Source organism: Staphylococcus saprophyticus subsp. saprophyticus ATCC 15305 = NCTC 7292, assembly GCF_000010125.1.
In the GTDB taxonomy this organism is placed as follows: Bacteria; Bacillota; Bacilli; order Staphylococcales; family Staphylococcaceae; genus Staphylococcus; species Staphylococcus saprophyticus.
In genome coordinates this window covers 1689964-1716322 of record NC_007350.1, presented here as the reverse complement: position 1 = coordinate 1716322, position 26359 = coordinate 1689964, and the positions used below count along the sequence as shown (strand labels likewise).

22 protein-coding genes, 1 tRNA gene and 4 pseudogenes are annotated in these 26359 nt (G+C 32.2%); 19 read left to right on the top strand and 8 right to left on the bottom strand.

The features are described 5' to 3' along the window. The first annotated feature begins 25 nt into the window (after positions 1-25). From trxA to SSP_RS08275, 9 genes are all read left to right on the top strand, one after another. A complete protein-coding gene (trxA, locus tag SSP_RS08315) occupies positions 26-340 on the top strand; it encodes a thioredoxin (protein WP_011303383.1) in 315 nt (104 codons plus the stop codon). A gap of 205 nt (positions 341-545) precedes the next feature. Beyond that, positions 546-2333: an excinuclease ABC subunit UvrC gene (gene uvrC / locus SSP_RS08310; RefSeq protein WP_011303382.1), complete on the top strand. Its 1788-nt coding sequence runs from the start codon at positions 546-548 to the stop codon at positions 2331-2333. Positions 2334-2660: 327 nt separating this feature from the next. Beyond that, the gene (locus tag SSP_RS08305) at positions 2661-3272 is read left to right on the top strand and encodes a succinate dehydrogenase cytochrome b558 subunit (protein ID WP_011303381.1); all 612 of its coding nucleotides are present in this window, start codon (positions 2661-2663) and stop codon (positions 3270-3272) included. A 44-nt stretch (positions 3273-3316) separates the two neighbouring features. Continuing rightward, entirely contained in the window at positions 3317-5080 is a 1764-nt protein-coding gene (gene sdhA, locus SSP_RS08300) for a succinate dehydrogenase flavoprotein subunit (protein ID WP_002483631.1), read from the top strand. 2 nt (positions 5081-5082) lie between these two features. Continuing rightward, the gene (gene sdhB / locus SSP_RS08295; protein WP_002483630.1) at positions 5083-5904 is read left to right on the top strand and encodes a succinate dehydrogenase iron-sulfur subunit; all 822 of its coding nucleotides are present in this window, start codon (positions 5083-5085) and stop codon (positions 5902-5904) included. A 209-nt stretch (positions 5905-6113) separates the two neighbouring features. Next, on the top strand, positions 6114-6923 hold the full coding sequence (gene racE, locus SSP_RS08290) for a glutamate racemase (RefSeq protein WP_011303380.1): 810 nt from the start codon (positions 6114-6116) through the stop codon (positions 6921-6923). 2 nt (positions 6924-6925) lie between these two features. After that, positions 6926-7510, top strand: coding sequence for an XTP/dITP diphosphatase (locus SSP_RS08285; RefSeq protein ID WP_011303379.1), 585 nt, complete (start codon positions 6926-6928; stop codon positions 7508-7510). Further along, positions 7507-8016, top strand: a complete 510-nt coding sequence (locus tag SSP_RS08280; protein WP_011303378.1) for a YfcE family phosphodiesterase — start codon at positions 7507-7509, stop codon at positions 8014-8016. Before SSP_RS08285 ends, SSP_RS08280 begins: the two co-directional genes overlap by 4 nt. 288 nt (positions 8017-8304) lie before the next feature. Then, positions 8305-8378 (top strand) — tRNA-Arg (locus SSP_RS08275). 132 nt (positions 8379-8510) lie between these two features. Here SSP_RS08275 and SSP_RS08270 read toward each other — a convergent pair. Continuing rightward, positions 8511-9239 carry a tyrosine-type recombinase/integrase gene (locus tag SSP_RS08270; RefSeq protein WP_011303377.1) on the bottom strand — a complete coding sequence of 243 codons (729 nt, stop codon included), beginning with the start codon at positions 9237-9239 and terminating at the stop codon, positions 8511-8513. 131 nt (positions 9240-9370) lie between these two features. On the opposite strand from SSP_RS08270, the gene SSP_RS08265 reads away from it, so the two are divergent. From SSP_RS08265 to SSP_RS13015, 5 genes and pseudogenes are all read left to right on the top strand, one after another. After that, a complete protein-coding gene (locus tag SSP_RS08265) occupies positions 9371-10045 on the top strand; it encodes an IS6-like element IS257 family transposase (RefSeq protein ID WP_011303376.1) in 675 nt (224 codons plus the stop codon). A 158-nt stretch (positions 10046-10203) separates the two neighbouring features. Then, the gene (locus tag SSP_RS08260; protein ID WP_011303375.1) at positions 10204-11142 is read left to right on the top strand and encodes a replication initiator protein A; all 939 of its coding nucleotides are present in this window, start codon (positions 10204-10206) and stop codon (positions 11140-11142) included. 16 nt (positions 11143-11158) lie between these two features. Then, positions 11159-11230, top strand: a pseudogene (locus SSP_RS13200) (replication protein); the annotation flags it as partial. 627 nt (positions 11231-11857) lie between these two features. Continuing rightward, positions 11858-12811, top strand: coding sequence for an alpha/beta hydrolase (locus SSP_RS08255; RefSeq protein ID WP_041784908.1), 954 nt, complete (start codon positions 11858-11860; stop codon positions 12809-12811). Between the two features lie 585 nt (positions 12812-13396). Beyond that, on the top strand, positions 13397-13492 hold the full coding sequence (locus SSP_RS13015; RefSeq protein ID WP_014287283.1) for a type I toxin-antitoxin system Fst family toxin: 96 nt from the start codon (positions 13397-13399) through the stop codon (positions 13490-13492). A 428-nt stretch (positions 13493-13920) separates the two neighbouring features. Here SSP_RS13015 and SSP_RS12675 read toward each other — a convergent pair. From SSP_RS12675 to SSP_RS08240, 3 genes and pseudogenes are all read right to left on the bottom strand, one after another. Then, positions 13921-14281, bottom strand: a pseudogene (locus SSP_RS12675) (glutathione peroxidase). Positions 14282-14312: 31 nt separating this feature from the next. After that, positions 14313-15656 carry a dihydrolipoyl dehydrogenase family protein gene (locus SSP_RS08245; protein ID WP_011303371.1) on the bottom strand — a complete coding sequence of 448 codons (1344 nt, stop codon included), beginning with the start codon at positions 15654-15656 and terminating at the stop codon, positions 14313-14315. Further along, positions 15643-16101 carry a MarR family winged helix-turn-helix transcriptional regulator gene (locus SSP_RS08240; RefSeq protein WP_011303370.1) on the bottom strand — a complete coding sequence of 153 codons (459 nt, stop codon included), beginning with the start codon at positions 16099-16101 and terminating at the stop codon, positions 15643-15645. Before SSP_RS08240 ends, SSP_RS08245 begins: the two co-directional genes overlap by 14 nt. A gap of 345 nt (positions 16102-16446) precedes the next feature. Between SSP_RS08240 and SSP_RS08235 the strand changes: the two genes are divergently transcribed. Further along, positions 16447-17460 (top strand): zinc-dependent alcohol dehydrogenase family protein, encoded by a 1014-nt coding sequence (locus tag SSP_RS08235; RefSeq protein WP_011303369.1) that lies wholly within the window; start codon positions 16447-16449, stop codon positions 17458-17460. A gap of 327 nt (positions 17461-17787) precedes the next feature. On the opposite strand, the gene arsC is transcribed toward SSP_RS08235, so the two are convergent. The 4 genes and pseudogenes from arsC to SSP_RS08215 form a co-directional block, all read right to left on the bottom strand. After that, complete coding sequence (gene arsC / locus SSP_RS08230) at positions 17788-18183, bottom strand: arsenate reductase (thioredoxin) (RefSeq protein ID WP_011303368.1); 396 nt, start codon at positions 18181-18183, stop codon at positions 17788-17790. Between the two features lie 17 nt (positions 18184-18200). Further along, positions 18201-19055 (bottom strand): annotated as a pseudogene (gene arsB, locus SSP_RS13100) (arsenite/antimonite efflux transporter); the annotation flags it as partial. Positions 19056-19383: 328 nt separating this feature from the next. Then, positions 19384-20808, bottom strand: coding sequence for an aldehyde dehydrogenase (aldA, locus tag SSP_RS08220; RefSeq protein ID WP_011303364.1), 1425 nt, complete (start codon positions 20806-20808; stop codon positions 19384-19386). 72 nt (positions 20809-20880) lie between these two features. Next, positions 20881-21117 (bottom strand): annotated as a pseudogene (locus SSP_RS08215) (winged helix-turn-helix transcriptional regulator); the annotation flags it as partial. 322 nt (positions 21118-21439) lie between these two features. Here SSP_RS08215 and SSP_RS08210 point away from each other — a divergent pair. From SSP_RS08210 to SSP_RS08195, 4 genes are all read left to right on the top strand, one after another. Further along, positions 21440-22180 (top strand): SDR family oxidoreductase, encoded by a 741-nt coding sequence (locus SSP_RS08210; RefSeq protein WP_002509534.1) that lies wholly within the window; start codon positions 21440-21442, stop codon positions 22178-22180. A gap of 290 nt (positions 22181-22470) precedes the next feature. Beyond that, a complete protein-coding gene (gene hxlA, locus SSP_RS08205; RefSeq protein WP_011303362.1) occupies positions 22471-23112 on the top strand; it encodes a 3-hexulose-6-phosphate synthase in 642 nt (213 codons plus the stop codon). 155 nt (positions 23113-23267) lie between these two features. After that, positions 23268-23786 (top strand): type 1 glutamine amidotransferase domain-containing protein, encoded by a 519-nt coding sequence (locus SSP_RS08200; protein WP_011303361.1) that lies wholly within the window; start codon positions 23268-23270, stop codon positions 23784-23786. A gap of 257 nt (positions 23787-24043) precedes the next feature. Further along, a complete protein-coding gene (locus tag SSP_RS08195; RefSeq protein WP_011303360.1) occupies positions 24044-26305 on the top strand; it encodes an ATP-binding cassette domain-containing protein in 2262 nt (753 codons plus the stop codon). Positions 26306-26359: the final 54 nt, after the last annotated feature.

Below are 26359 nucleotides of genomic sequence, written 5' to 3'. Positions count from 1 at the left end.
TGAAATTTAAGGAGGATTGGCAGTTATGGCAATCGTAAAAGTAACAGATTCAAACTTTGATGATAATATTCAATCAGGGGTCAATTTAGTAGATTTTTGGGCAACTTGGTGTGGTCCATGTAAGATGATTGCTCCAGTATTAGAAGAATTAGCTGGTGACTATGATGGCAAAGCTAATATTTTAAAATTAGATGTAGATGAAAATCCATCAACAGCTGCTAAATTTGAAGTTATGAGTATCCCAACTTTAATCGTTTTTAAAGATGGCGAACCAGTTGACAAAGTTGTTGGTTTCCAACCAAAAGAAAACTTAGCTGAAGTAATCGAAAAACACTTATAATAAATTGAGCAACTTTCTGGGACATTAATCTTGATTAATGTCCCAGTTTTCAATTTATAAGCATATCAATCAATTGAGAAACATTGCGAAGCTATTTTATAATATAAATAAATGTAAATTAAAACTATGTTGATATCATATAAAACCAAGCTATTTATTGAAAAATCGAACTATAAAATTTTGTGTGAAAGGAGGAGGACAATTTATGGAAACATACCAAGAAAAAATTAAGCAGAAACTGACAGTAGTACCAATAGAGCCCGGTTGTTACCTAATGAAAGATCGAAATGATCAAATTATATATGTAGGTAAAGCAAAGAAACTTAGAAATAGATTAAGATCTTATTTTACTGGTGCGCATGATGCGAAAACCACAAGACTTGTCGGTGAAATTCGAAACTTTGAATTTATCGTAACATCCAGTGAAACTGAATCGCTACTATTAGAATTAAATCTTATAAAACAATACCAACCGCGTTATAACATCTTATTGAAAGATGATAAAAGTTACCCTTTTATAAAAATAACGAAAGAAAAATATCCAAGGCTCATTGTAACGCGAACAGTGAAAAAGGGAAGTGGGAAATACTTTGGACCATATCCCAATGCATATTCAGCACAAGAAACAAAAAAATTACTAGATCGTATCTATCCGTTTAGAAAATGTGATAAAATGCCTGACAAATTATGCCTTTATTATCATATTGGCCAATGTTTAGGGCCTTGTGTGTATCCAGTAGATTTAGAAAAGTATGCTGAAATGACAAAAGAAATAACGGATTTTTTAAATGGAGAAGACAAAACGATTTTGCATAATTTAGAGCAAAAAATGCAAGAGTCAAGTGAATCACTAGATTTTGAACGTGCCAAAGAATATAGAGACTTAATACAACATATCCATAACCTTAATAAAAAACAAAAAATCACATCTTCTGATAATACGATTAGAGATGTGTTTGGTTACAGTATTTCTAAAGGGTGGATGTGTATTCAAGTATTCTTTATTAGACAAGGTAATATGATTAAACGAGACGCAACGATGATACCGCTCCAACAAACGGAAGAAGAAGAGTTCTATACATTTATTGGACAATTTTATGATTTAAATCAACATATTTTGCCTAAAGAGGTACATGTACCGAAACATTTGAATAAAGAGTTGATACAATCCGTTGTGGACACAAAAATTGTACAACCACTTAAAGGCAAAAAGAAAGATATGGTTGATTTAGCAAATCATAATGCAGAAGTTACGTTAGAAAATAAATTTGAACTCATTGCAAAGGATGAATCACGCACTGTTAAAGCGATTGAAGAGTTAGGCGATGTAATGGGTATACAAACGCCTATAAGAATAGAGGCTTTTGATAACTCTAATATCCAAGGTGTAAATCCTGTGTCTGCAATGGTGTCTTTCATTGATGGTAAACCAAACAAAAAAGGTTATAGAAAATATAAAATTAAAACAGTTGATGGACCCGACGATTATAAATCAATGCGTGAAGTGGTACGCAGGCGATATACACGTGTATTAAATGAGGGCAGTCCATTACCAGATTTAATTATTGTAGATGGTGGTAAAGGCCACATGAGTGGCGTCATTGATGTTCTAGAAAATGAATTAGGTTTAGATATTCCCGTTGCCGGATTGCGTAAAAATGATAAGCACCAAACGTCAGAAATTTTATATGGAGAGCAAGCAGAGGTTGTACCTATGAAAAAAAATAGCCAACCATTTTATTTGTTGCAAAGAATTCAAGACGAGGTGCATAGATTTGCAATCACTTTCCATAGACAAACAAGACAAAAGACAGGATTACAATCTGTTCTAGATACAGTTGATGGAATTGGTGCCAAACGTAAGACTAAATTATTACGTACATTTGGGTCAATTAAGAGAATGAAAGAAGCAAGTGTAGAAGATTTAAAAAACTCTGGTCTTCCTCAAAATGTGGCTGAGAATCTTCATCACGCCTTATCCAATAATTCATAGATATAACTTTGTGGCATGAGAATCATTCTCATGCCCAATTTCTATTTAATTAGTGTTACAATAACAAATAACAGGAGTTCTTTTTTTACAAGTATATGGAAGCGTTTTCTAATTGAGAATGTTCTCAACAACCTTTTATTTAAACTGTAAACTACAACGTCTCAAAAATGCAGTGATGTTTAAATAATTATGCAATGTTATTGTGTTGTAAAAAACATACGTCACAAAAAAATCATTGTTCATAAGGTTTATATGAAAATTGCCATTACTTTGTACGGTAAAAAAAGAAATCTAAAAAATTATCTGTTTCACAGGGGGGACTTCCTTTTGGCATATTCGAAAAATCAATTCTATTTAAGACGCTTACATTCTTTGCTAGGCGTAATACCAATAGGTGGATTCTTATTAGTTCATTTACTTGTTAACCATCAGGCAACACAAGGTGAGGCCGCGTTTAACAAGGCAGCTGGATTTATGGAATCTATACCTTTTTTAATTGCAGTGGAATTTATCGTTATTTATATTCCAATTCTGTATCATGCGGTTTACGGCGTACATATTGCCTTTACGGCAAAGGAGAATGTAGGGCATTATTCTGCATTTAGAAACTGGATGTTTTTACTACAACGTGTGACTGGTGTCATAACATTTATCTTTGTAGCAATTCATCTATGGCAAACACGTATCCAACGTGCGTTAGGACATGAAGTGAACTTTGACATGGTTCATGACATTGTGACGAATCCATTTTGGTTAATTTTTTACATTGTATGTTTATTAGCAGTAACATTCCACTTTGCGAATGGTTTATGGTCATTCTTAGTTACTTGGGGTGTTTTACAATCTAAAAAATCTCAACAAATATTCACTTGGGTTTCACTTGTTGTATTCCTAGTTGTTTCTTATATCGGAATCAGTGCAATCTTAGCATTTTTATAAAGAATTAAAACTAAGTTTCATATATATTTGAGGGAGTGACATATATGGCAGAGAAGAAAATTATTGTTGTCGGTGGAGGACTTGCCGGTCTGATGTCAACAATTAAAGCAGCAGAACAAGGCGCACACGTTGACTTGTTCTCACTTGTTCCTGTTAAACGATCACACTCTGTTTGTGCACAAGGTGGTATAAACGGAGCGGTAAATACAAAAGGTGAAGGGGACTCACCATCAGTACATTTAGATGACACTGTATATGGTGGAGACTTTTTGGCAAATCAACCGCCAGTTCAAGCAATGACGGAAGCTGCACCAAAGATTATCCATTTACTAGACCGTATGGGTGTTATGTTTAATAGAACTAAAGAAGGTTTATTAGACTTTAGACGTTTTGGTGGAACGATGTACCACAGAACAGCGTATGCTGGTGCGACAACTGGCCAACAATTACTTTATGCTTTGGACGAACAAGTTCGTAGCTTTGAAGTCGATGGTTTAGTTACAAAGTATGAAGGTTGGGAGTTCTTAGGTATCGTTAAAGATGACGATAATATGGCGAGAGGTATTGTTGCTCAAAATATGACAACATCAGAGATTGAATCATTTGGTTCAGATGCAGTCATTATGGCAACAGGTGGTCCTGGTATTATCTTCGGTAAAACGACTAACTCAATGATTAATACAGGTTCAGCAGCTTCTATCGTATATCAACAAGGCGCAATGTATGCAAACGGTGAATTTATTCAAATTCATCCGACCGCAATTCCTGGAGATGACAAACTTAGATTAATGAGTGAGTCAGCACGTGGTGAAGGTGGTCGTATTTGGACATATAAAGATGGTAAGCCATGGTACTTCTTAGAAGAAAAATACCCAGATTACGGTAACTTAGTACCTCGTGATATTGCAACGCGAGAAATCTTTGATGTATGTGTTAACCAAAAATTAGGTATCAATGGTGAAAACATGGTATATCTAGACTTATCACATAAAGATCCACATGAGTTAGATATTAAACTTGGTGGTATTATTGAAATTTATGAAAAATTCACTGGTGATGACCCTCGTAAAGTTCCGATGAAGATCTTCCCAGCAGTTCACTATTCAATGGGTGGTCTATACGTTGACTACGATCAAATGACAAATATTAAAGGTTTATTTGCAGCTGGTGAGTGTGATTATTCACAACATGGTGGTAACCGTCTAGGTGCAAACTCATTATTATCAGCGATATATGGTGGAACAGTTGCAGGACCAAATGCGGTTGAATACATCTCAAATATCGAAGATTCATATACAGATTTAGATCAAAGTTTTTATGAAAAACGTGTACAAGAAGAACAAGAAAAATTTGATCACTTACTGAATATGAAAGGCACTGAAAATGCGTATAAACTTCACAGAGAACTTGGTGAAATTATGACAGCGAATGTCACAGTTGTTCGTGAAAATAAAGCGTTATTAGAAACAGATAGAAAAATTGTAGAATTGATGGAACGCTATCAAAATATAGATATCGAAGATACGCAAACTTGGAGTAACCAAGCGGTATTCTTTACACGTCAATTATGGAATATGTTAGTGCTTGCAAGAGTGATTACAATCGGTGCATACAACAGAAATGAGTCTCGTGGTGCGCATTATAAACCAGAATTCCCAGATAGAAATGATGAAGAATGGTTAAAAACAACACTAGCTACTTATCAAGGTAAAACAGAGGCGCCTAAGTTTACTTATGAGCCTGTAGATATTAGCTTGATACCACCACGTAAACGTGACTATTCTAGTGTGTCAAAAGGAGGTAAATAATTATGGCAGATACTCAAGAAGTACATGATGCTCCTGAACAAAACGAACAAAATCAACAACCTAGCCAAAAAACAATTAAATTAATTATTAAACGTCAAGATACGGATCAATCAACACCTTATATGGAAGAATTTGAAATTCCATATAGAGAAAATCTTAACGTGATTGCATGTTTAATGGAAATTAGACGTAATCCAGTTAATAGTAAAGGTGAGAAAACAACACCTGTCATTTGGGATATGAACTGTTTAGAAGAAGTATGTGGTGCATGTTCTATGGTTATCAATGGTCAAGCAAGACAGTCTTGTTCTGCGATTGTTGACCAATTGGAACAACCAATTAAATTAGAGCCAATGAGCACGTTCCCAGTCATTCGTGATTTACAAGTTGATCGTACTAGAATGTTTGATAACTTGAAACGTATGAAAGCTTGGGTACCAATTGACGGTACGTATGATTTGGGACCAGGCCCTCGTATGCCAGAGAAAAAACGACAAACAGCATATGAATTATCTAAATGTATGACATGTGGTGTTTGTTTGGAAGTTTGCCCTAACGTTACTAAGAAAAATGACTTTGTTGGTGCGCAAGCAATTTCTCAAGTTAGATTGTTTAACTTGCATCCAACAGGATCAATGACTAAAGATGAACGACTTGAAGCACTAATGGGTGGTGGCGGTTTACAAGCATGTGGTAATTCACAAAACTGTGTAAATGCTTGTCCTAAAGGTATTCCTTTAACAACTTCTATCGCTGCTTTAAATAGAGAAACATCATTCCATATGTTCAAATCATTCTTTGGTTCAGATCACCAAGTACAATAAAAGCTCAAATTAAATAAATAGGACTTAGCATTTGTTTAGTACAAATGCTAGGTCTTTTTTTATAAAATAAAGTACGATAGGTTATATATTTTGTTTAGTAAAGGATACATACTAAAAATTATTAATAAATGACAGTGTTGTTAAATGATAATAAAAACAGGTCTATGCTACAATAAAGTAGAAGATGATAAGTAAGGATGTAATTGAATATGGAAAAACCAATTGGTGTAATTGATTCAGGTGTTGGCGGTCTAACAGTCGCAAAGGAAATTATGCGTCAACTACCAAATGAAACAATATATTATTTAGGCGACATTGAACGTTGTCCATACGGATCTAGAGAAGGATCTGAAGTAAGACAATTTACTACTGAATTAGCACAAAAGTTAATGACCTTTGACATAAAAATGCTAGTCATTGCTTGCAATACTGCAACAGCCGTTGCACTCAACCATTTACAAAATATTTTACCGATTCCAGTGATAGGTGTCATTGAACCGGGCGCACGTACAGCGATTATGACAACAAAAAATAATGATGTTTTAATTTTAGGAACAGAAGGCACAATTAAATCAGAAGCATATAGACATCATATTAAGGCAATTAACCCGAACGTTGAAGTGACAGGTATAGCATGTCCAAGTTTCGCACCTATGGTAGAACAAATGCGTTATAAAGACCCAATCATTACTAGTATTATTATTCATCAAAATTTAAAACACTGGCGAAATAGCAATGCAGATACAGTTATTCTGGGTTGCACACACTATCCATTGCTTTACCAACCTATTAATGATTATTTTGGTGGAGAGAAAACAGTGATTTCTTCTGGGCTAGAAACTGCTCGTGAAGTCAGTGCTTTACTAACATTTAGTAATGAACATGCTGGTTATCAACGTCAACCTAAACATCGTTTTTTCGTGACTGGTGAAACGGAATATATAGAACGAATCATAACAGAATGGTTAAATATAAGTGCTACCGTTGAAAAAATAGACTTAAAAGAACAGGAGGCATAACAATGGAAGATATTGTAATTGCATCGACGAACAAAGGTAAAATTAACGATTTTAAAGTTATATTTCCAGATTTTAATGTTATAGGTATAGCTGAAATTATAGAAGATTTCGATGTTGAAGAAACGGGAGATACATTTGAAGCAAATGCTAAATTGAAATCAGAAGCTGCTGCAAAAGCATTGAATAAACGTGTGATTGCTGACGATAGTGGACTTGAAGTATTTGCTTTAGATGGAGAACCAGGCGTTTATTCTGCGCGTTATGCTGGTACTGATAAAGACGACGATGCCAATATCGATAAATTATTAACCCAGCTTGGTGATGAAACAGACAGAAGCGCACAGTTTGTATGTGTGATTAGTATGAGTACGCCAGGCGAGGAAACTGTACAATTTAAAGGTACCGTACAAGGTGAGATTACATTGAGTAAAATAGGTGAACATGGCTTTGGCTATGACCCGATTTTTTACTTAGATGATAAAAACAAAACGATGGCACAGCTTTCTGCAGAAGAAAAAAGTGAAGTCAGTCATAGAGGTAAAGCAATAGAAAAATTACGACAATATTTAGAAGGTGATGAATCATGACAAAATGGATTATAGTTAGTGATAATCACACAGAGCAAGGTGTGCTTTTTGATGTTATTAATCACCATGATCATATTGATGTTGCAATTCATTTAGGCGATTCAGAATTTGCATATGATGATAGTGAACTAAGTCGTTTTTATAGAATTAAAGGAAATACAGATTTTTATGCTGAATTTCCTAATGAAGAGACTATAGAAATAGACGGTATTAAAGCCTTTTATACGCATGGTCATCTTTATAATGTGAATCGTTCACGCATGCAACTTGCAGAACAGGCTAAATCGTTAGGCTGTCAATTTGCTTTTTACGGTCATACACACGTGGCTAAACATGAAAATATCGCTGGCGTACATGTAATTAATCCAGGAAGTATATCACAATCGAGAAGTAATATTGAAGAAACGTATGCAGAATTAGTTATTGATGAACAAAGTAAGGAAGTAGTACTGAATTTTTACAATCGTGATCATAAGGTCATTGATAGTGAAACTTTTGAAATCTAATCGTTAAATACATACGATGGTTATGTTAATACGAAAATTTGCTTTCAATATGCAGAAGTAAGAAATCAAATATACACGTATTTGATTTCTTATAGTGCTGCTTTATGATAATCATTGATCAGTAAAAGCAAATGAGATAACTTAGTTTTTAATTAGAATTTTAAAATATATTTAGAAAAGATGATAAAAAGTCCATTAAAGTGAAAAATCATATTTATTTTTAGCGCTTAGAGTATTGCTTTATAGCACTAAGTTAGATATAATTATTTTTGTGTTCAAAAACAATATGTCCTGGTAGCTCAGCTGGATAGAGCAATGGCCTTCTAAGCCATCGGTCGGGGGTTCGAATCCCTCCCAGGACACTAATAGCGTTAAATAGCGCACAATTCAAACTAGGAAACCCCGTAACGACGGGGTTTCTTTTATTTTATCTACAATGCGATACAATAGAAAACAAAATTTTATGGCATTGGCATGGCACCGAGAACATATTTTTACATTGCTGATAAAATTTCAATTGCTTTGTTATTTTCTTCAAGATATTTTTCTTCCAATAAATGGGAATAGATTTCAGTGGTAACAGAAATATTTTTATGGCCAAGCCTTTTTGAAATATAATAAATCGATACATCATTTGCGAGGAGATAAGAGCAATGCGTATGTCTTAACGCATGTGAAGTAATCTCTTTTATATCGTGTAACTTACATGCCTGTTTTAGTTGCTTGTTAACTGCGTTAATAGTAAGTGTAGTCCCAAAAGAATTAAATAGTAATCCTTTGGTATTTAGTTTGAGTTTTTCAATCATTTCAATGATGTGTTTCATATCATCTTTAGCGATTGTTAAAGTACGAGGTGACACATCATTTTTACGTTCATCTATAAATAATTCATTTTTTACTTGGTTAATGTATTCATACTTCATATTTAAAACACCACTTATTCGACAGCCCGTACAAATCATTATAAATAGAGCGAGGGATGAACGATTATTTTGTGATTTGAAATATTTTTTAAGTGTTTCGTATTCTACTAGGTTAATATACTTGCTTTGTTCATCTTTTGGGGGGTTAGATCCTTTAAATGTAACATTGTAAGTAATATTCTTAGGTAATAGTCCTTCATAAACAGCATCATCTAATGCAGATCTGATATATCCATTTAGTTTTCTTATTGTTTCTTTTGAGTGTGTTTTAGAAAATTCATTTATAAATTGTTGATACATATTTCGTGTTAATGATTTAAGGCTTGTCTGCGAAAATGAATGATTACCAATATGTTTGATAGCTGCCTTATATGAGGTTCTGTTGCAAAGTTGAATTTATAGTATAATTTTAACAAAAAGGAGTCTTCTGTATGAACTATTTCAGATATAAACAATTTAACAAGGATGTTATCACTGTAGCCGTTGGCTACTATCTAAGATATGCATTGAGTTATCGTGATATATCTGAAATATTAAGGGAACGTGGTGTAAACGTTCATCATTCAACGGTCTACCGTTGGGTTCAAGAATATGCCCCAATTTTATATCAAATTTGGAAGAAAAAGCATACAAAAGCTTATTACAAATGGCGTATTGATGAGACGTACATCAAAATAAAAGGAAAATGGAGCTATTTATATCGTGCCATTGATGCAGAGGGACATACATTAGATATTTGGTTGCGTAAGCAACGAGATAATCATTCAGCATATGCGTTTATCAAACGTCTCATTAAACAATTTGGTAAACCTCAAAAGGTAATTACAGATCAGGCACCTTCAACGAAGGTAGCAATGGCTAAAGTAATTAAAGCTTTTAAACTTAAACCCGACTGTCATTGTACATCGAAATATCTGAATAACCTCATTGAGCAAGATCACCGTCATATTAAAGTAAGAAAGACGAGGTATCAAAGTATCAATACAGCAAAGAATACTTTAAAAGGTATTGAATGTATTTACGCTCTATATAAAAAGAACCGCAGGTCTCTTCAGATCTACGGATTTTCCCCATGCCACGAAATTAGCATCATGCTAGCAAGTTAAGCGAACACTGACATGATAAATTAGTGGTTAGCTATATTTTTTTACTTTGCAACAGAACCTATATATCTAATCATCTAAGTGCAAGTACAAAACATATAACTTACGTAAAAATTGTTTTATTACCTCAATCCAAAAAAAGTGGAAATGAGGTTTTTATTATGCCCAATTTTGAGAAATACAATCTATCACAAGTAAAAACTGAAAGGTTTTATCAACTGCCTAAATATTTATTTGAAGATATATATTTTAAGAAAATGTCAGCAGAAGCCAAAATTATGTATGCGTTATTAAAAGATCGTTTTGAATTATCCATCCAAAATGAATGGGTAGATAAAAATAATAACATTTACTTTATTTTCAGTAATAAACATTTGTGCGAATACTTAGGTTATGCAGAACAAAAAATCATAAAATTGAAAAAAGAGTTAGTAAGTTTTAATTTACTAACTCAAGAACGTGTTGGCCTTAATAAACCCAATAGATTGTATTTATTAAAACCCAATTATGATGTTGAAGGCAGTCGTACCAAGGAACTTCCAAATTCACAGTTCCAGAACAATGAATTTGGAAGTTCTAGAACTATGAATTTAAGTGGTCAAGAACTTCCAAATTCACAGTCTAATGATACTGACTTAAGTAATACTGATTATATAGAGACTGAGAATAATGATACGTATGATATGAATGATACATATAACAATTCAATAAGTCATAATCATTCGGGTCATACAAATCATCAACAAACTGAATTTAATAATGATGCGCTTAAGTTCCAACTCCTTGAAGAATTGCCGCAACAACTTCAAGGCTATTTAAGTAAATTTGAAATTAGAGAAATTCGAATTATTAAAAGTGTATTACTCAAAGGGAAGAAATCATTTAATAATACACACGATACCTATTATCGTTTAGAAGATGTGGAGTTTGAAATTGTAAGCGTGTTGAAACGCTTTAAAGCGATGCTGCTACAAAAAAACGAATCTGTTGAAACAATGCAAGGATATTTAATGCAATCAATTAAAGCTGAATTCGAAGAAACACATGCGCTTTATATGAGACGTCAAAACATGAAACAACATAATATCTTCAATCAGTAATTCAAATAATTTTATAGCAATCAAAGAAACCTCAAAATATTCGGTTAAGTCATTGGATTTTTTAACTGATGACGACGAAAAAAATCAACACTGGTTTTGCTCAAATTTTAGTTGATGTAATTAAAATATATTTATTTGGCTCATATTTGCATTTTAAGAGCTTATATTCGTTTTTAGGCATAAAACTATATGATTTACCCCTAAATCTTTAAAATACCCCCTTAAAATCCAAAGTAAAGGTATTTAAAATTCAAATAGTTCTTGTGATAAAGTTTTTTAAAAAAGAAGGTTATATTTTTATGTGGTTACGTTTTTCTGTGCAATTACTTCTGTCTATTTTGATGCTACTTTTTATATATCAGCAAATAAATCAAAGTCATTTAGATTTTTGGTTTATTATTTATTACTTATTTTTTATGGCTGTGGTTTTATTTTGGAAACCTTCAGAAAACAAAAAATAGAGCACGCATTTATGCCGAGAAAGTTTATTGTGGGTTGAAAAGAACCCTTAACTAAACTTGCAGATGAATGTCGGCATAGCGTGAGCTATTAAGCCGATCATTCGACAAGTTTTGGGATTGTTAAGGGTTCCGAGGCTCACCGTCAATAAAGCAATTGGAATAAAGCAACTATAATACTTGAAAGTTTATAGTATACGGATTTGGGCTATTTAATTTGTGTATTTAGGTTTAAAAATAAGGTTCAAAGGAGAATGATTATGAATAAAGTTGTTTTAGAGAAAGAAGCGAAAGAGTTTAGTGAAGCTAATGCGCCTCATCCTAGAATATATGAATTAGAACCTAAAGATGGTCGTAAATTGTTAGAAGAAGTCCAATCCTCTCCAGTTGAAAAACTAGATGTTGATATTAAAGATGAAAAATATTCGACGGGTAAATGGGGAGAAATTCCTGTACGTTTTATTAGTCCTAAAGGAAACACAGATGTACTTCCTGTTATATATTATATACATGGTGCTGGATGGGTCTTCGGAAGTCCAGAGACACATGATAAATTAGTTAGAGAATTAGCTGTAAGAACAAATTCAGTTGTAGTTATGCCGGATTTTACATTATCTCCTGAAGCGAAATATCCAACGGCTATTGAGCAAAATTATAGTGTTTTACAGCAATTAAAAGATGTAGCTGAAGAAAAGAAACTTGATCTTAATCGTTTAACTGTATCTGGTGATTCAGTTGGGGGTAATATGTCTGCGGTAATGACAATTATGACAAAACAACGTAATGGATTGCCGATTAATCAACAAGTCCTATATTACCCAGTGACAAATGCTGAGTTTGATACAGATTCATATAATGAGTTTGCTGAAGGTTATTATTTAACTAAAGAAGGTATGGAATGGTTTTGGAATCAATATACAACAAGTGAACAAGAGCGAAATGAAATTACAGCATCACCTCTTAAAGCATCGGTTGAAGAGCTAAAAGATTTACCACCAGCAATAGTTTTAAATGCAGAAGCAGATGTTTTACGTGATGAAGGTGAAGCTTATGCCAATAAATTAAGAGAAGCAGGGGTTGAAGTGACTCAAATGCGTTTCCAAGGTACAATCCATGATTTTGTTATGGTTAATTCTTTAGACCAAACAAATGCAACGCGTGCTGCGATGGATGTATCGACAGATTGGATTAATAAAAAGAATAAGCAGTAATAATAAATAAAAAGCTACCTAAACTTTAGGTAGCTTTTGTTTTTTTTAGAAACGAGTTAAAAACGAGTTTCTTCTTGTCTTGATATACTATAAAATAAAAAAACTTATGTTTTATATAACGCTGTTAAAAGGCTTGGTCAAAACAGGTTAAAGCTTTTCCTTTACTTAATCATCTTAATTTGTTTACTTAAATAAATTAAAGGTATTAATATAATATCCACCTCAGCTTAACTCTTTGTTTAACACTTACTACTGTTAGCATTAATTGCTAGCAGTAGTTTTTATTTTAATTCTAAAATGATCTTAAAATTTTAAGAAGCACTTTTTGCAATTAAATATTAAATTATGATTTTCACACTTTTTAAGTACTCTTTATTATTTTAAATTGATTTATTAAGTTTTTTTCTGATCTACTTAGAGTGTTTATTCCTTTTGTATTAGCAGTTTGTGTTAATAGTTTGGAGCTTTAATTAACATAGTTCAACTTATCGGAAGTGAATATGCTTATGTATTTACAAATGATATAATAATGGAGTCGCCTATCTCTCAGGCGTCAATTTGACGTAGAGAGGAGGTGCATACGCGATGTCTGAAATCTTTGTGAACATCATGACCACAGCAGCAAGTGGTTGTCTCGTTGCGCTATTTGCGCATTGGCTACGCAAGCGTAATGACGAATAGGCGACTAGTCACACCAAAAAATCCCCTTACTACGGCCATAGTAAGGGGATTTGGTGCATACATGCCTGATAATCTTTGTTGATTGCATTATAACACTATAATTGGTAGGAATGCAAAGTAGTTTTATCTGTTTAGGTTATGTGGATGCAATATATTTAAAAATAGGAGTGATTATAATCAATAAAGTTAATTTACATCACAGGATGAAAATCTTTTAAAACAAATTAATGGAGTAAATCAACAATAGAATCAGATAATGAAATTTCTATTATTTTATTGATTGTAATAGCTTCAGTACATTTTTATCAACTTTAGCTTTGTATTGTGCTTTTTTCGTTCTATTCAGTAGGATTGTGGATATGTTTACTAGTAACATAATTAGATATTAAACGCTATATTATTGTGTCATTTCAATTAATAATGCTTAGTTATAATAAATTCTGAAATAAAGTTTCTACTTTTTTAGGACTGTCTTTGGGAGCAAGTTTTTTTACTACATTACCATCTTTAGCAATAATAAATTTTGTGAAATTCCATTTGATTTTCTTTCCATATTTCAGCTATTTGGTCATCAGTCCCAGGTTCTTATTTAGCAAATTGATTACAAGGAAATCCAAGTATAATTAGCCCTTGCTCTTTATATTTTTGGTATATTTCTTCTAATTCTTCAAATTGACCACTTAAGCCACATTTTGTGGCAGTATTAACTAACATAATAACTTTACCTTTGTAGTCATTTAAACAATACGTAATACCTACTATCATCTTTGTTAACAACTTGTATATCATAAATATTACTAGTTATTTTATAGCACTCCTTTTATAACATTGCTAATTTTAATTGATCTATAACGCCACTTGATGATCCAGGAAAAGCAAAGATCATTTTATTTAAATCTTGAGCCGTTAGTTTTTGGTTTACAATGAAAGTTAATAAATTAACTAAATCTGGTGCATCATCAGCATATATAGCAGCTCCCACTAATTGTTTATCATTATTTAATACAATTGTCATTTCAGCTTCAGTTTCATTTTTGTATTCAAACACCATTTGTTTACCAAAAGGAATATCTATCACTTTATAGTCCTCACTAGTATTAGCTTCATCTACAGAAACTCCAATATTAGACAATCTTGGTAGTGTATATAAAACTGAAGGTATTGCAGGATAGGTAATAGGATTTTTATTCATACCCAAAATATGCGCAGCAATATAGTTAGATTCAAATGTTGCAGTAGGTGTTAATTTAGGAATTACTTTATCTAACACATCACCACTAGCATAAATATTAGGGATATTTGTACGTAAATATTCATCTACCTGTATACCTCGAGTAGTGAAGTTAACGCCAGCTTCTTCAAGTCCAATACCGTTGACATTTGGTCTACGTCCAGTAGCATCTAACACATAGTTAGTAGTAATCTCTAATCCTGATTCTGTTGATACAGTATAATTGTCACCTTGCTCTTTAATTACAGTAGTATTTTCATTCATATGGAATTGAACTCCTTCTGTTGCCAATTTATCCATTAATTTAGCAATATGTGCTGAATAAAAACCTTTGAGCGGTTCATCGTCAACATGAATCATATGAGTTTCCACACCAGATTTAATGGTTATGCTAGCAAATTCAATACTAATAATACCTACACCTATAAATGTGATACTATTTGGCATTTGCTCTAAGGATAAGAAGTCTCTACTATCGTGTGTATATTCAGACCCTTCAATATCTAACTTATTGCTGTGTTGACCTGTTGCAATAACTATGTTTTCACCGTAATATTGTTCGCCATCTACTACGAGGTGATGCTCATCTAATAATTTTCCTGCCCCTTCAATAATATCAATACCTTGTTGTTCAAATAAACCTTTCAAAGTATTTGCCATAGGGTCAATGATTTTATGTTTATAAGACATAAGGTTTTCCCAATTCACTGATAATGCTTCAGTATTAATTATGTTGGGATAGTGTGAAGCTTGCTCTAGTACTTCATAAGGGTTTTCCAATAAAATTTTGGCATTGCACCCATAGTTTGTACAAGTACCTGCTATACGATCTTTTTCGACAATAGCAACCGATTTCCCCGCTTTGTTTAAAGTCAGCGCACTATGCCAAGCTGCGTGTCCACTACCTAAAAATACAACATCATATTGTTTCATTTGAATCATCCTTTGTAATAGTTTTCAACGTTTCTTCTAAATTATCCATAATACTTTTGGCTTTCATATATTCATCTACATCAAATTGTGACGAAATGCATTTAGCAATAGCTTCATGTACTGCTTCTTGCTCATTTAGACCTTTTATCGTTAAAGTTATGATAAGGTTACGTTTATCGCTTTCATCTCTATTTCTTTGAACCCAGCCAGCTTTCTCAAGTCTTTTTAGTAATGGGCTTAGGGTATTACTTGCTAGATTCAACTTTTTACCAATGGATAATAAAGTTTGAGGGTTCTCTTCCCATAACGTTAATAGCACTAGATATTGAGAAAAAGTTAAACCGAATTGACTTAATTGCTTTTCATAAAATTTGCTGAATAATTTGTTAACATTATAAGTAGAAAAGCATAGCTGGTGTGCCAATTTCATTTCATCATCAATCAATTTAATCACTCCTATTCTCATTAAAGAATAATCAATCGCAAACGATTAATCAATTGAACAAACTTATAATGAACCACATACGTTTGTTTAATTGATTACTAACTTTTAAAATTTTTCATCAATTGTGCAAATTGATTTCGATTTTAAAAATAGTGCGTAAAACTTATGGTTTCAGGGTATTATTTAAAAGAGGAATGAACAAGTCATTAAAAATATACGTAAAGTAATTGAAAAAAGAACTATAATTTAGTTCTTTTTTCATACTTATATATCGTCGTTTAACGATATGACGATTTGAGTGTTTTGTAAATTTTTCCATAATACTAATAAAAAGGAGTTTTAATAGTGAAAGCATGGCAATTAGAAAATTTTGGTTTAGATAACCTTAAACAAGTTGAACTAGAGAAACCCGAAATTGCAGAAGATCAAATTTTAATTAAAGTTAACTCTGTCTCACTTAATTATCGAGATACTGCAATTGTCGAAGGTATATATACGCCTGAATTATTAAAATTTCCGTTTATTCCTGTTTCAGATGCTTCAGGAATAGTTGTAGAAATCGGCTCAAAAGTTACCAAATTTAAAAAAGGTGATCGTGTTACTTCACATATGTTTACCAAGTGGCTAGATGGAAAACCTAAAAGCGATGAACAATCACATGCCTTAGGTGCTACAGTAGATGGTGGACTTTCAGAATACATGGTATTGAATGAAAATGCAGCTGTATTCTCTCCTGAAACACTTACAGATAATCAATCGTCAACTTTGCCAGTAGCAGCATTTGTGAATTGGTTCTCATTAGTTGAGTATGGAAATATTAAAGCAGGTGATAAAGTTCTTGTTCAAGGCACAGGTGGCGTTTCTATATTTGCAATTCAAATAGCATCAGCATTAGGAGCAGAAGTTATTGCAACAAGTAGCAGTGACGAAAAATTAGAAAAAGCCAAAGAACTTGGCGCTTCTAAAGTAATCAACTACAAAACACACCCTGATTGGGAAAAAGAAGTGCAAAAATTAACAAATGGTAAAGGTGTAGAACATATTGTAGAAGTGGTTGGTGGGTCAAGTATTGCTAAATCTATAGATGCTTTAGCTTTTCAAGGGCATATATATGTTATTGGATTTCTTGAAAATATGGAAGCAAATGTTAATTTATTCGCATTACTTGCTAAACAAGCAAGAATCCAAGGTGTCAATCTAGGACACCATAGAGCATTTGAAGATTTCAATAAAGCTTTAGATCAAATAAATATAGATCCTGTAATTGATACGGTTTATTCATTTGATCAAGCAAAAGAAGCATATGAACATCAAATGAAAGGCGCGTTTGGTAAAATTGTTATAGATTTTAATAAATAGGCCCTGTCTTCTATATTAATAATTATTTTATGTAATCCTTCCTTTGTATAAAGGAAGGATTTTTTAATATTAAAAATGTCTAATTTATCAGGTAATATAATTACCATAGAGCAATTAAAATGACACGATGCAAATAAGCACGTCTCTCATCGTCTGAAAACTCACGATTTTTGATATTTTCGATACATTGATTATAGTACAAGTTTATAGACTTAAATTTTCAAGAAAAACCTCTTAATTTTATGTCAGTTTTGGAGTTATATGGCACAAATTTTGTTCTTTAAATGGCAAAACACCCCTTATTTAGTTAATAAGAAGTGTTTATTATTATCTCAATTTAAACTTTTCTATAGCTAATTTAATCTCGTCTCTAACACGTTGAAATTCTGACCATTCTTTACCTGCTGGATCCTCAAAACCCCAATGTTCTTTTTTAACGTTTGGTGGTAAAATAGGACAATTATCGTCTGCATCACTACATAACGTTACGACCAAATCTGATTGTTTTAAAATATCATTATCAATCAAGTCTGACGTATGGTTTGATATATCAATATCTACTTCTTTCATAGCTTCTATTGCTCTAGGATTAACACCATGCGTTTCAATACCAGCAGAATAGACATTCCAATCTTCACCCAATATTTCCTTTCCCCAACCTTCAGCCATTTGGCTACGACAAGAGTTTCCTGTACATATAAAATAAATTGTTTTCTTATCCATAATTAAAGCCTCTTTTCTTAAAATATGATTAGTGTAAGGTATAAACCTAAGAGTGTTACAAATAGGACTGGAATAGTAATGATAATTCCAGTTTTAAAGTATGTCCCCCACGAAATCTTCACACCTTTTTGTGTTAAGACATGTAGCCACAATAATGTTGCTAAAGAACCAATCGGTGTTATTTTAGGTCCTAAATCAGAACCTATGACATTCGCATAAATCATACCTTCTTATAATATACCTGTAGCACTGGATTGACCAATCGCTATTGCCTCTATTAAAACAGTTGGCATGTTGTTCATGATTGAAGATAAGAAAGCAGCTATAAAGCCCATACCCATGATACTGCTGAACAACCCATAACTTGAAATATTTGTTAGGATATCCCCAAGAATCGTTGTAATACCTACATTTTTTAGTCCAAACACAACAAGATACATACCAATAGAGAATACAACAATATTCCATGGTGCTCCTTTAATGACTTGTTTTGTATGAACTGCTTTAGATTTACGAGCTAATATTACAAAGATAAGAGCAATAATACCAGCAATGATTGACACAGGTATTTGAATAAACTAACTAACAAGATAACCTACAAGTAGTATTGCTAATACAATCCATGAAACCTTAAATAATTTAGGATCTTTGATTACATTTTTAGGGTCTGAAAGATTTTCTGTATCGAACCTTATAGGTATAGATTTTCTGAAATATAACCATAAAACGAGGATACTAGCAATCAGACAGAATATATTAGGAATAATCATTCGACTAAAATACTCAACAAACCCAATATCAAAGTAATCTGCAGAAACAATATTAACTAAGTTACTTACAATTAAGAGCAGTGATGTAGTATCTGCAATAAAACATTGATAGAGTAAGTTAAGTTATATTATAATCCTTGTACTTAAGGCACCTCGTTAATTTAGTTTAGTGGTATTTATTAAATGATAAAGAATTAGCTTATTTTTTAAAGTATTTCAATATAAAAATACATATAAATACAGAGCGTTTTGGCGAGACACTTGAAGGAACGGGATAAGCTGAAGACTACAGGCTGAAGCCGTCCTCTAAGAAAGCGAGACAACAATACGAAGTATTGTAAATAAAACAGCCAGTAAATGAATTTATAATAAACTCATTTACTGGCTGTTTTTCTAGTAATTATGTCCCAGACTCTTTTTAATTCTTAGTTTACCATCTAATATAACTTACAGTTGTATTGTAATATTCTTCAAAACCATGAATACCATCTGCACCACCAAGACCAGATTCTCTCCAACCTGCGTGATAACTATTGATTGCTTCTTCAGCCTCGCAGTTCGCATAAACTTCTCCAAATTTTAAACATTCAGTAGCTGTCATAATTTCTTTTAAGCTTTCAGAGAAAATATAAGATGATAGACCTGCATTAGTATCATTTGCCATATCAATAACGTCATCAAAGTTTGTATATGTGGTTATAGCAAGAACAGGACCGAAAATTTCTTCTTTAAAAGCACTATCAGTTGTTTTTACATGATCTAAAATAGTAGGTGCATAGAAGAATCCTTCAAGGTCTAATTTATGACCACCTAATACTAAATCTGCTCCATTCTTAATTGCTTTTTGAACTTTATCATCAATACTATCTAATTGTTTTTGATTCATAATTGCACCATAGTCAGTGTTTTCATCATATGGATCTCCAACTTGAAGAGCACCCATTTTATCTTTAACTTTGTTAATAAAGTCGTCATGTACATCTTCATGAACAAAGATCCGTTCTGGACATGTACATACTTGGCCAGCATTATTAATACGTGCAGTAACGATATAATCAACAGCCTTATCTAAGTCAGCGTGTTGTGTGACAAGAACAGGGGCATTTCCACCTAGTTCTAAGTTGAGTTTTTTTATGCTATCAGCCGCATTTTTAAATACAGCTTTACCTGCTCCCATGCTACCTGTTAGTGAAACAAGCTGAATATCTTTATGTGTCGCCAATTGTGTTCCAACTGTTTCGCCAGTACCTGGGACAATTTGGATGAGTCCAGCAGGAATGGTTGAATCACGGAAAAGTTCAGCAATTTTTAATGTTAATAATGTTGTTTCTTCACTTGGTTTGATAACGACAGAACAGCCAGTTACAATAGCTGGAATCACTTTGCGCATAAGCACCAAAATCGGAGCATTCCAAGGTACAATGCCAGCAGTAACGCCGATTGGTTTTTTTGTCAGTTGAATGGTTTCGTTTACTATAGTATTTTGTAATACTTCACCTTTGTTACTCATACTTAAACTTGCCATATAATCAATGTATTCTATTGATTTATCAATTTCATCTTTAGCTTGCGCTATTATTTTACCTTGTTCTTTGACGTATAAATGAGCGATATCATCTTTATGTTGTTTAAGTAAAGGAATTAATGATTTTACACGCTCAGCACGTGTAGGAGCCGGTACTTTTTCCCATTCAAGTTGAGCGCATTTAGATTTTTCAATTGCGTCGTTTACCTCTTCTTCAGTAGCAAATGTAATCGTATCGATTGTTTCTCCCGTTGCTGGGTTAATCACATCCAATGTTTCTTCAGATGTACTTTCTACAAATTCATTATTAATAAATAGTTGATTCGTCATTAACGACACCTCCTTGGGTCTGATTCCCGTAAAGTATTAAATTTAAACTATATCTGATAATCAGTAATTATGTTAATATTTTAGCTTCTTATTTTTAAGTGTATCTAGAAATTCATCTTCCCAATTACAAATTGAAAAGACTACTTTATCAAGCTTTAATCCTATTTTGGTCAACTTATAGTCTACATTAGAAGGTACTAGCGGGTAGACCGTCCTTTCAATGATTTTGTCTTGCTCTAATTCTCTGAGTTGTCTTATTAACATACGTTGATTGATATCAGGAAGTTTGTTTTGTAATTCACTTAATGGTATTTGATAACCTAGAATAAGTTTTATAGACAATTTAATAGTAAATTATTAATTGAGTATAGTATTTTCTTAAATAAAAATAGATTATGGGCATAACGCTAGCTTATTACATTGAATATTTTCTAATAGTATAGAAGTATAAAATTGATTAATATACAATCCTCTCTTTTAAAAAGTTTCAAAAATTTTTCAGCTTTTAAAGACACAGTTTTTTATCGTTATACTAGATTGAAATTGAAATATTTTGAAAAAAGTATTAATGAGGTTTCGCTAACAATAAAATAGTGAAGTATATATTTATAATAATTTAGGAGGTAAGAAAATGAATAATGTAAAAGATAAAGTAGTTGTGATAACAGGTGCATCTAGTGGTATTGGTGAGGAAACTGTGAATTTGTTATCTGAAAATGGTGCCAAGCTTGTTTTAGGTGCGAGACGTTTAGATAGATTAGAAAAAATACAACAAAAAGTAGGTCATGATAGTGTAAGCATTAAAAAAACTGATGTAACAAAACCCGATGAAGTAAATGCATTAATTGAAACAGCTTATAATGATTTTGGTCGTATAGATGTTTTAATTAATAACGCGGGTCTTATGCCTCAATCCTTTTTAGAAAAGAATAAGCAAGATGAATGGAATCAAATGATAGATGTGAATATTAAAGGTGTATTATACGGCATTGGTGCAGTATTACCTTATATGAGAAAACAAAAATCAGGCCATATTATTAATTTGGCTTCTGTGGCGGGACATGTTGTTTTCCCAGGTAGTGCTGTTTATTGTGGTACCAAATATGCAGTGAGAGCGATAACTGAGGGATTAAGACAAGAAGAAGCTATAGTGGGTTCAAATATTAGAACAACAATTCTATCTCCGGGGGCTGTCAGCACTGAATTAACAGACCATATTAGTGACAAAGATATGAAACAAGATATAGATGAATTATATAAAAATGCAATTAAACCAGATGCTATTGCTAGAGCTATTAATTACGCAATTAATGAGCCGGAAGAATCTTCTGTAAATGAATTTATCATTCGTCCTAGTAGCCAAAGTTTATAATTTGGAATCTCTTATTTAGTAACTAATTTTAATAAAATACGCTGAGTAGTTTATTTTATAATTTACTTAATCTTAAACGATTAATTTGCAAAAGGTAGAAGATAAAAGTGATTTTCATCTTCTACCAATTATAGAAAAGCTAAATATTTGGGTATATAAAATTCTTTATTATTATATTAAATTAACAACACAACATCTTTAATTTTTATAGTGACAAAAATGTCAGTATTGTTATTTGTCGTAAATAATACCATAATTATAATATAAAAGATAGATAGGAGGGCGTTTTAATGGAATTACAATTAGCAATTGATTTATTAAATAAAGAGGATGCTGCAGAATTAGCAAATAAAGTTAAAGATCATGTAGATATCGTAGAAATTGGAACACCAATTGTTATAAATGAAGGATTACCAGCTGTACAACATTTAAATGATAATGTTGATGGTGTAAAAGTATTAGCAGATTTAAAAATTATGGATGCTGCCGATTACGAAGTAAGCCAAGCAGTTAAATTTGGTGCAGACATAGTAACAATTTTAGGCGTTGCAGAAGATGCATCAATTAAAGCAGCAGTTGATGAAGCACATAAACATGGCAAACAATTATTAGTAGATATGATTGCAGTACAAGATTTAGAAAAACGTGCGAAAGATTTAGATGATTTAGGCGCAGATTATATCGCTGTTCATACTGGTTATGACTTACAAGCTGAAGGTCAATCTCCTTTAGAAAGTTTACGTAAAGTTAAATCTGTAATTAGTAATTCTAAAGTAGCAGTCGCAGGTGGTATTAAACCAGATACAATTAAAGATATTGTTGCAGAAAATCCTGATTTAATTATTGTTGGTGGCGGCATTGCAAATGCTGATGACCCTGTAGAAGCTGCTAAACAATGTCGTGATATTGTAGATGCCCATACAAAGGCATAATCAGTTACAATTAATATTAAATAAGATTAAACTAAACAGATAAAAATGCACATGTAGTTTGTGAAAAAATTAGAAAACATTTTATGTTTAAACTTCCTTTTTCTAGTGTATATAGTACTTAGGTTTTAAAATATAATTGAAAGGTAGGTTGTATTATGACTAAAAAAGTAGCAATCATTTTAGCAGATGAATTTGAAGATATAGAATTGACTAGTCCAAAAGAAGCATTAGAAAATGCTGGATTTGAGACTGAAGTTATTGGAGATACAGAAAAACATGAACTTGTTGGCAAACATGGGGAGAAAGTAACTGTAGATGTTAGCATTGCAGATGCGAAACCAGAAAATTATGATGCATTATTAATTCCTGGCGGATTCTCACCTGATCATTTACGTGGTGATGAAGAAGGTCGCTATGGTACATTTACTAAGTATTTTACTCAAAATGATGTGCCTACATTTGCGATTTGTCATGGTCCACTTCTACTAGTTGATACTGATGATTTAAAGGGCCGCACAATAACTGGCGTTATCAATGTACGTAAAGATTTATCTAATGCTGGTGCACACGTTGTTGATGAATCAGTTGTAATAGATAACAATATTGTAACGAGTCGTGTCCCAGATGACTTAGATGATTTCAATAGAGAAATTATTAAAAAATTAAAAGCATAATTTTATAATATCAATCAGTATTTATTATCTAAGAGACTAACAGCAAAGTTTATAATTTTGCTGTTAGTCTCTTATTGTTAGGTTTTTATAAAAATAAAATGAACTTAACTTCATTAAGATAACTTATAATCTACGATAAAATATTAGATATTCTACATACTGTTTTTGTAATGTAACCTATTTCGAAATTCTACTAATCTTTTAACTTCATCTATACTATTAATTGTTAAAAATTACAATGGAGGGCAATTTAATTTATGAATGATATTACCATTATAGGAGCTTCACAAAATAATTTGAAAAATATAAATATAACTATACCTAAACATTTAGTTACAGTATTTACAGGTCGTTCTGGTTCAGGTAAGTCATCATTGGTTTTCAGAACAATAGCTGCTGAATCTGAACAACTTTTAAATGAAAGTTATTCTAGCTACATTCAATTTCATTTAAATAAGCAGCCTAAACCAAAAGTAAATGCAATTAAAAATCTTCCTGTAGCAATGACGATTAGTCAAAAAAGATTTAATGGTAATTCTCGCTCTACTGTAGGTACAGTATCTGATATATACGCCTCTGTTAGATTGTTATGGTCAAGGATAGGTGAACCTTTTGTCGGTTATTCAGATGCCTTTTCATTTAACAGTCCCAATGGTATGTGTGAAACATGTGAAGGATTAGGTTACATTGAAGACATTAATTTAAATGAGCTCTTAGATTGGAACAAATCTTTAAATGAAGGTGCTATTAATTTTCCATCTTTTGGACCTGATAAAGAAAGAGGGAAAGCTTATCGTGATAGTGGTCTGTTTGATAATGATAAAAAATTAAAAGCATATACAAAAGAGGAATTAGATTTGTTTTTGTATCAGGAGCCAATAAAATTAAAAAAACCACCTGAAGAATGGCGGAAATCAGCAAAATATGTGGGACTTATACCTAGGTTTAGAAGAATATTCTTGGGAGATAAAGAATTTAACAAAAAACGTTATGCTAAACATCTTAAAAATGTTGTGGAAAACAAAGTTTGTCCAACTTGTAACGGTCAACGTTTAAATTCGAAAATTTTGAGTTGTAAAATTATGGGGAAAAATATTTCAGATTTCACACAAATGACTGTAAAAGAAAATTTAGCATTTCTTAATAAATTAAATAATTCAACAGCCCAGTTTATTATTGAACCACTCCGAAAACAATTAGAAGCACTTGATTATATAGGATTAAGTTATTTAACTCTTGACCGTGTAACCACTTCTTTATCAGGTGGAGAAGCACAACGGCTTAAATTAATACGACATTTAAATAGTTCGCTATCTGATTTGGTTTATATCATTGATGAACCAAGTGTTGGTTTACATCCAGAGGATATTGCAAAAATAAATGAAATTTTGAAATCTTTAAAACATAAAGGTAATACAGTATTAATTGTAGAACATGATCCTGATGTAATTAAAGAAGCAGATTATATTATTGATATGGGGCCAAGTTCAGGGGCGCAAGGTGGAGAGATAACGTTTAAGGGAACATACAAAAAATTATTGTCTTCAGATACATCTACTGGGGAAGCACTACGTATCAAACATCACTTAAAAAATGAGATACGTGAAGCAAAGAGTTTTTATCATCTTGGACCAGTAACCCAAAACAATTTGAATAATGTGACAGTGGATATACCCAAGCATGTTTTGACAGTATTAACTGGAGTAGCAGGTTCTGGGAAAAGTTCACTTGTTAAGGCAGGTTTTGCAAAAAATGATAATGCAGTATTTATGGATCAAAAAGCGATACAAGGTTCCGATCGGTCTAATTTACTAACTTATTTAGGTGTTTTTGATAGAGTCAGAAATTTTTTCAGCAAAGAAACTGGATTAAATAAATCTATGTTTAGTTATAATTCGAAAGGAGCTTGTCCCAATTGTGGTGGTAAAGGTTATATTGAAACAGAACTTGCATTTATGGGTGAATTTTCACAAACATGTGAAGTGTGTCACGGTAAACGTTATAAGCCAGAAGTGTTGAATGCAACTATAGATGGCTATTCCATTGCTGATTTCCTTGAATTGACTGTTGACGAAGGTATAAGATTTTTTGATAAAGAAAATGAAATTCAGTCTAAGTTACAAGCTATAAGTAAAACTGGATTAAATTACGTAACCCTTGGCCAACCTCTATCTACATTATCAGGTGGTGAAATTCAACGCGTTAAATTAGGCCAATATTTAAATGATGATGTTACAGATAGTATTTTTATATTTGATGAACCTACAACAGGTTTACATGAAGCTGATATTCCTATATTGATAAACTGTTTTAATGATCTTATTGAACAAAATAACACTGTTATTTTAATTGAACACAATTTATCAATTATGTGTGATGCTGATTGGATTATAGATGTAGGACCAGGACCTGGTCTAGATGGGGGTAAAATACAATTTAGTGGCTATCCTATAAACTTTGTTAAAGAGAATAAAACATTAACATCTAAGCATTTGAAACTTTATATAGCAAATGATTAAAGTTGTTTCATATTTTCATAGAGCATTGGTTAGATTTAGAAATTTTGAAACTTA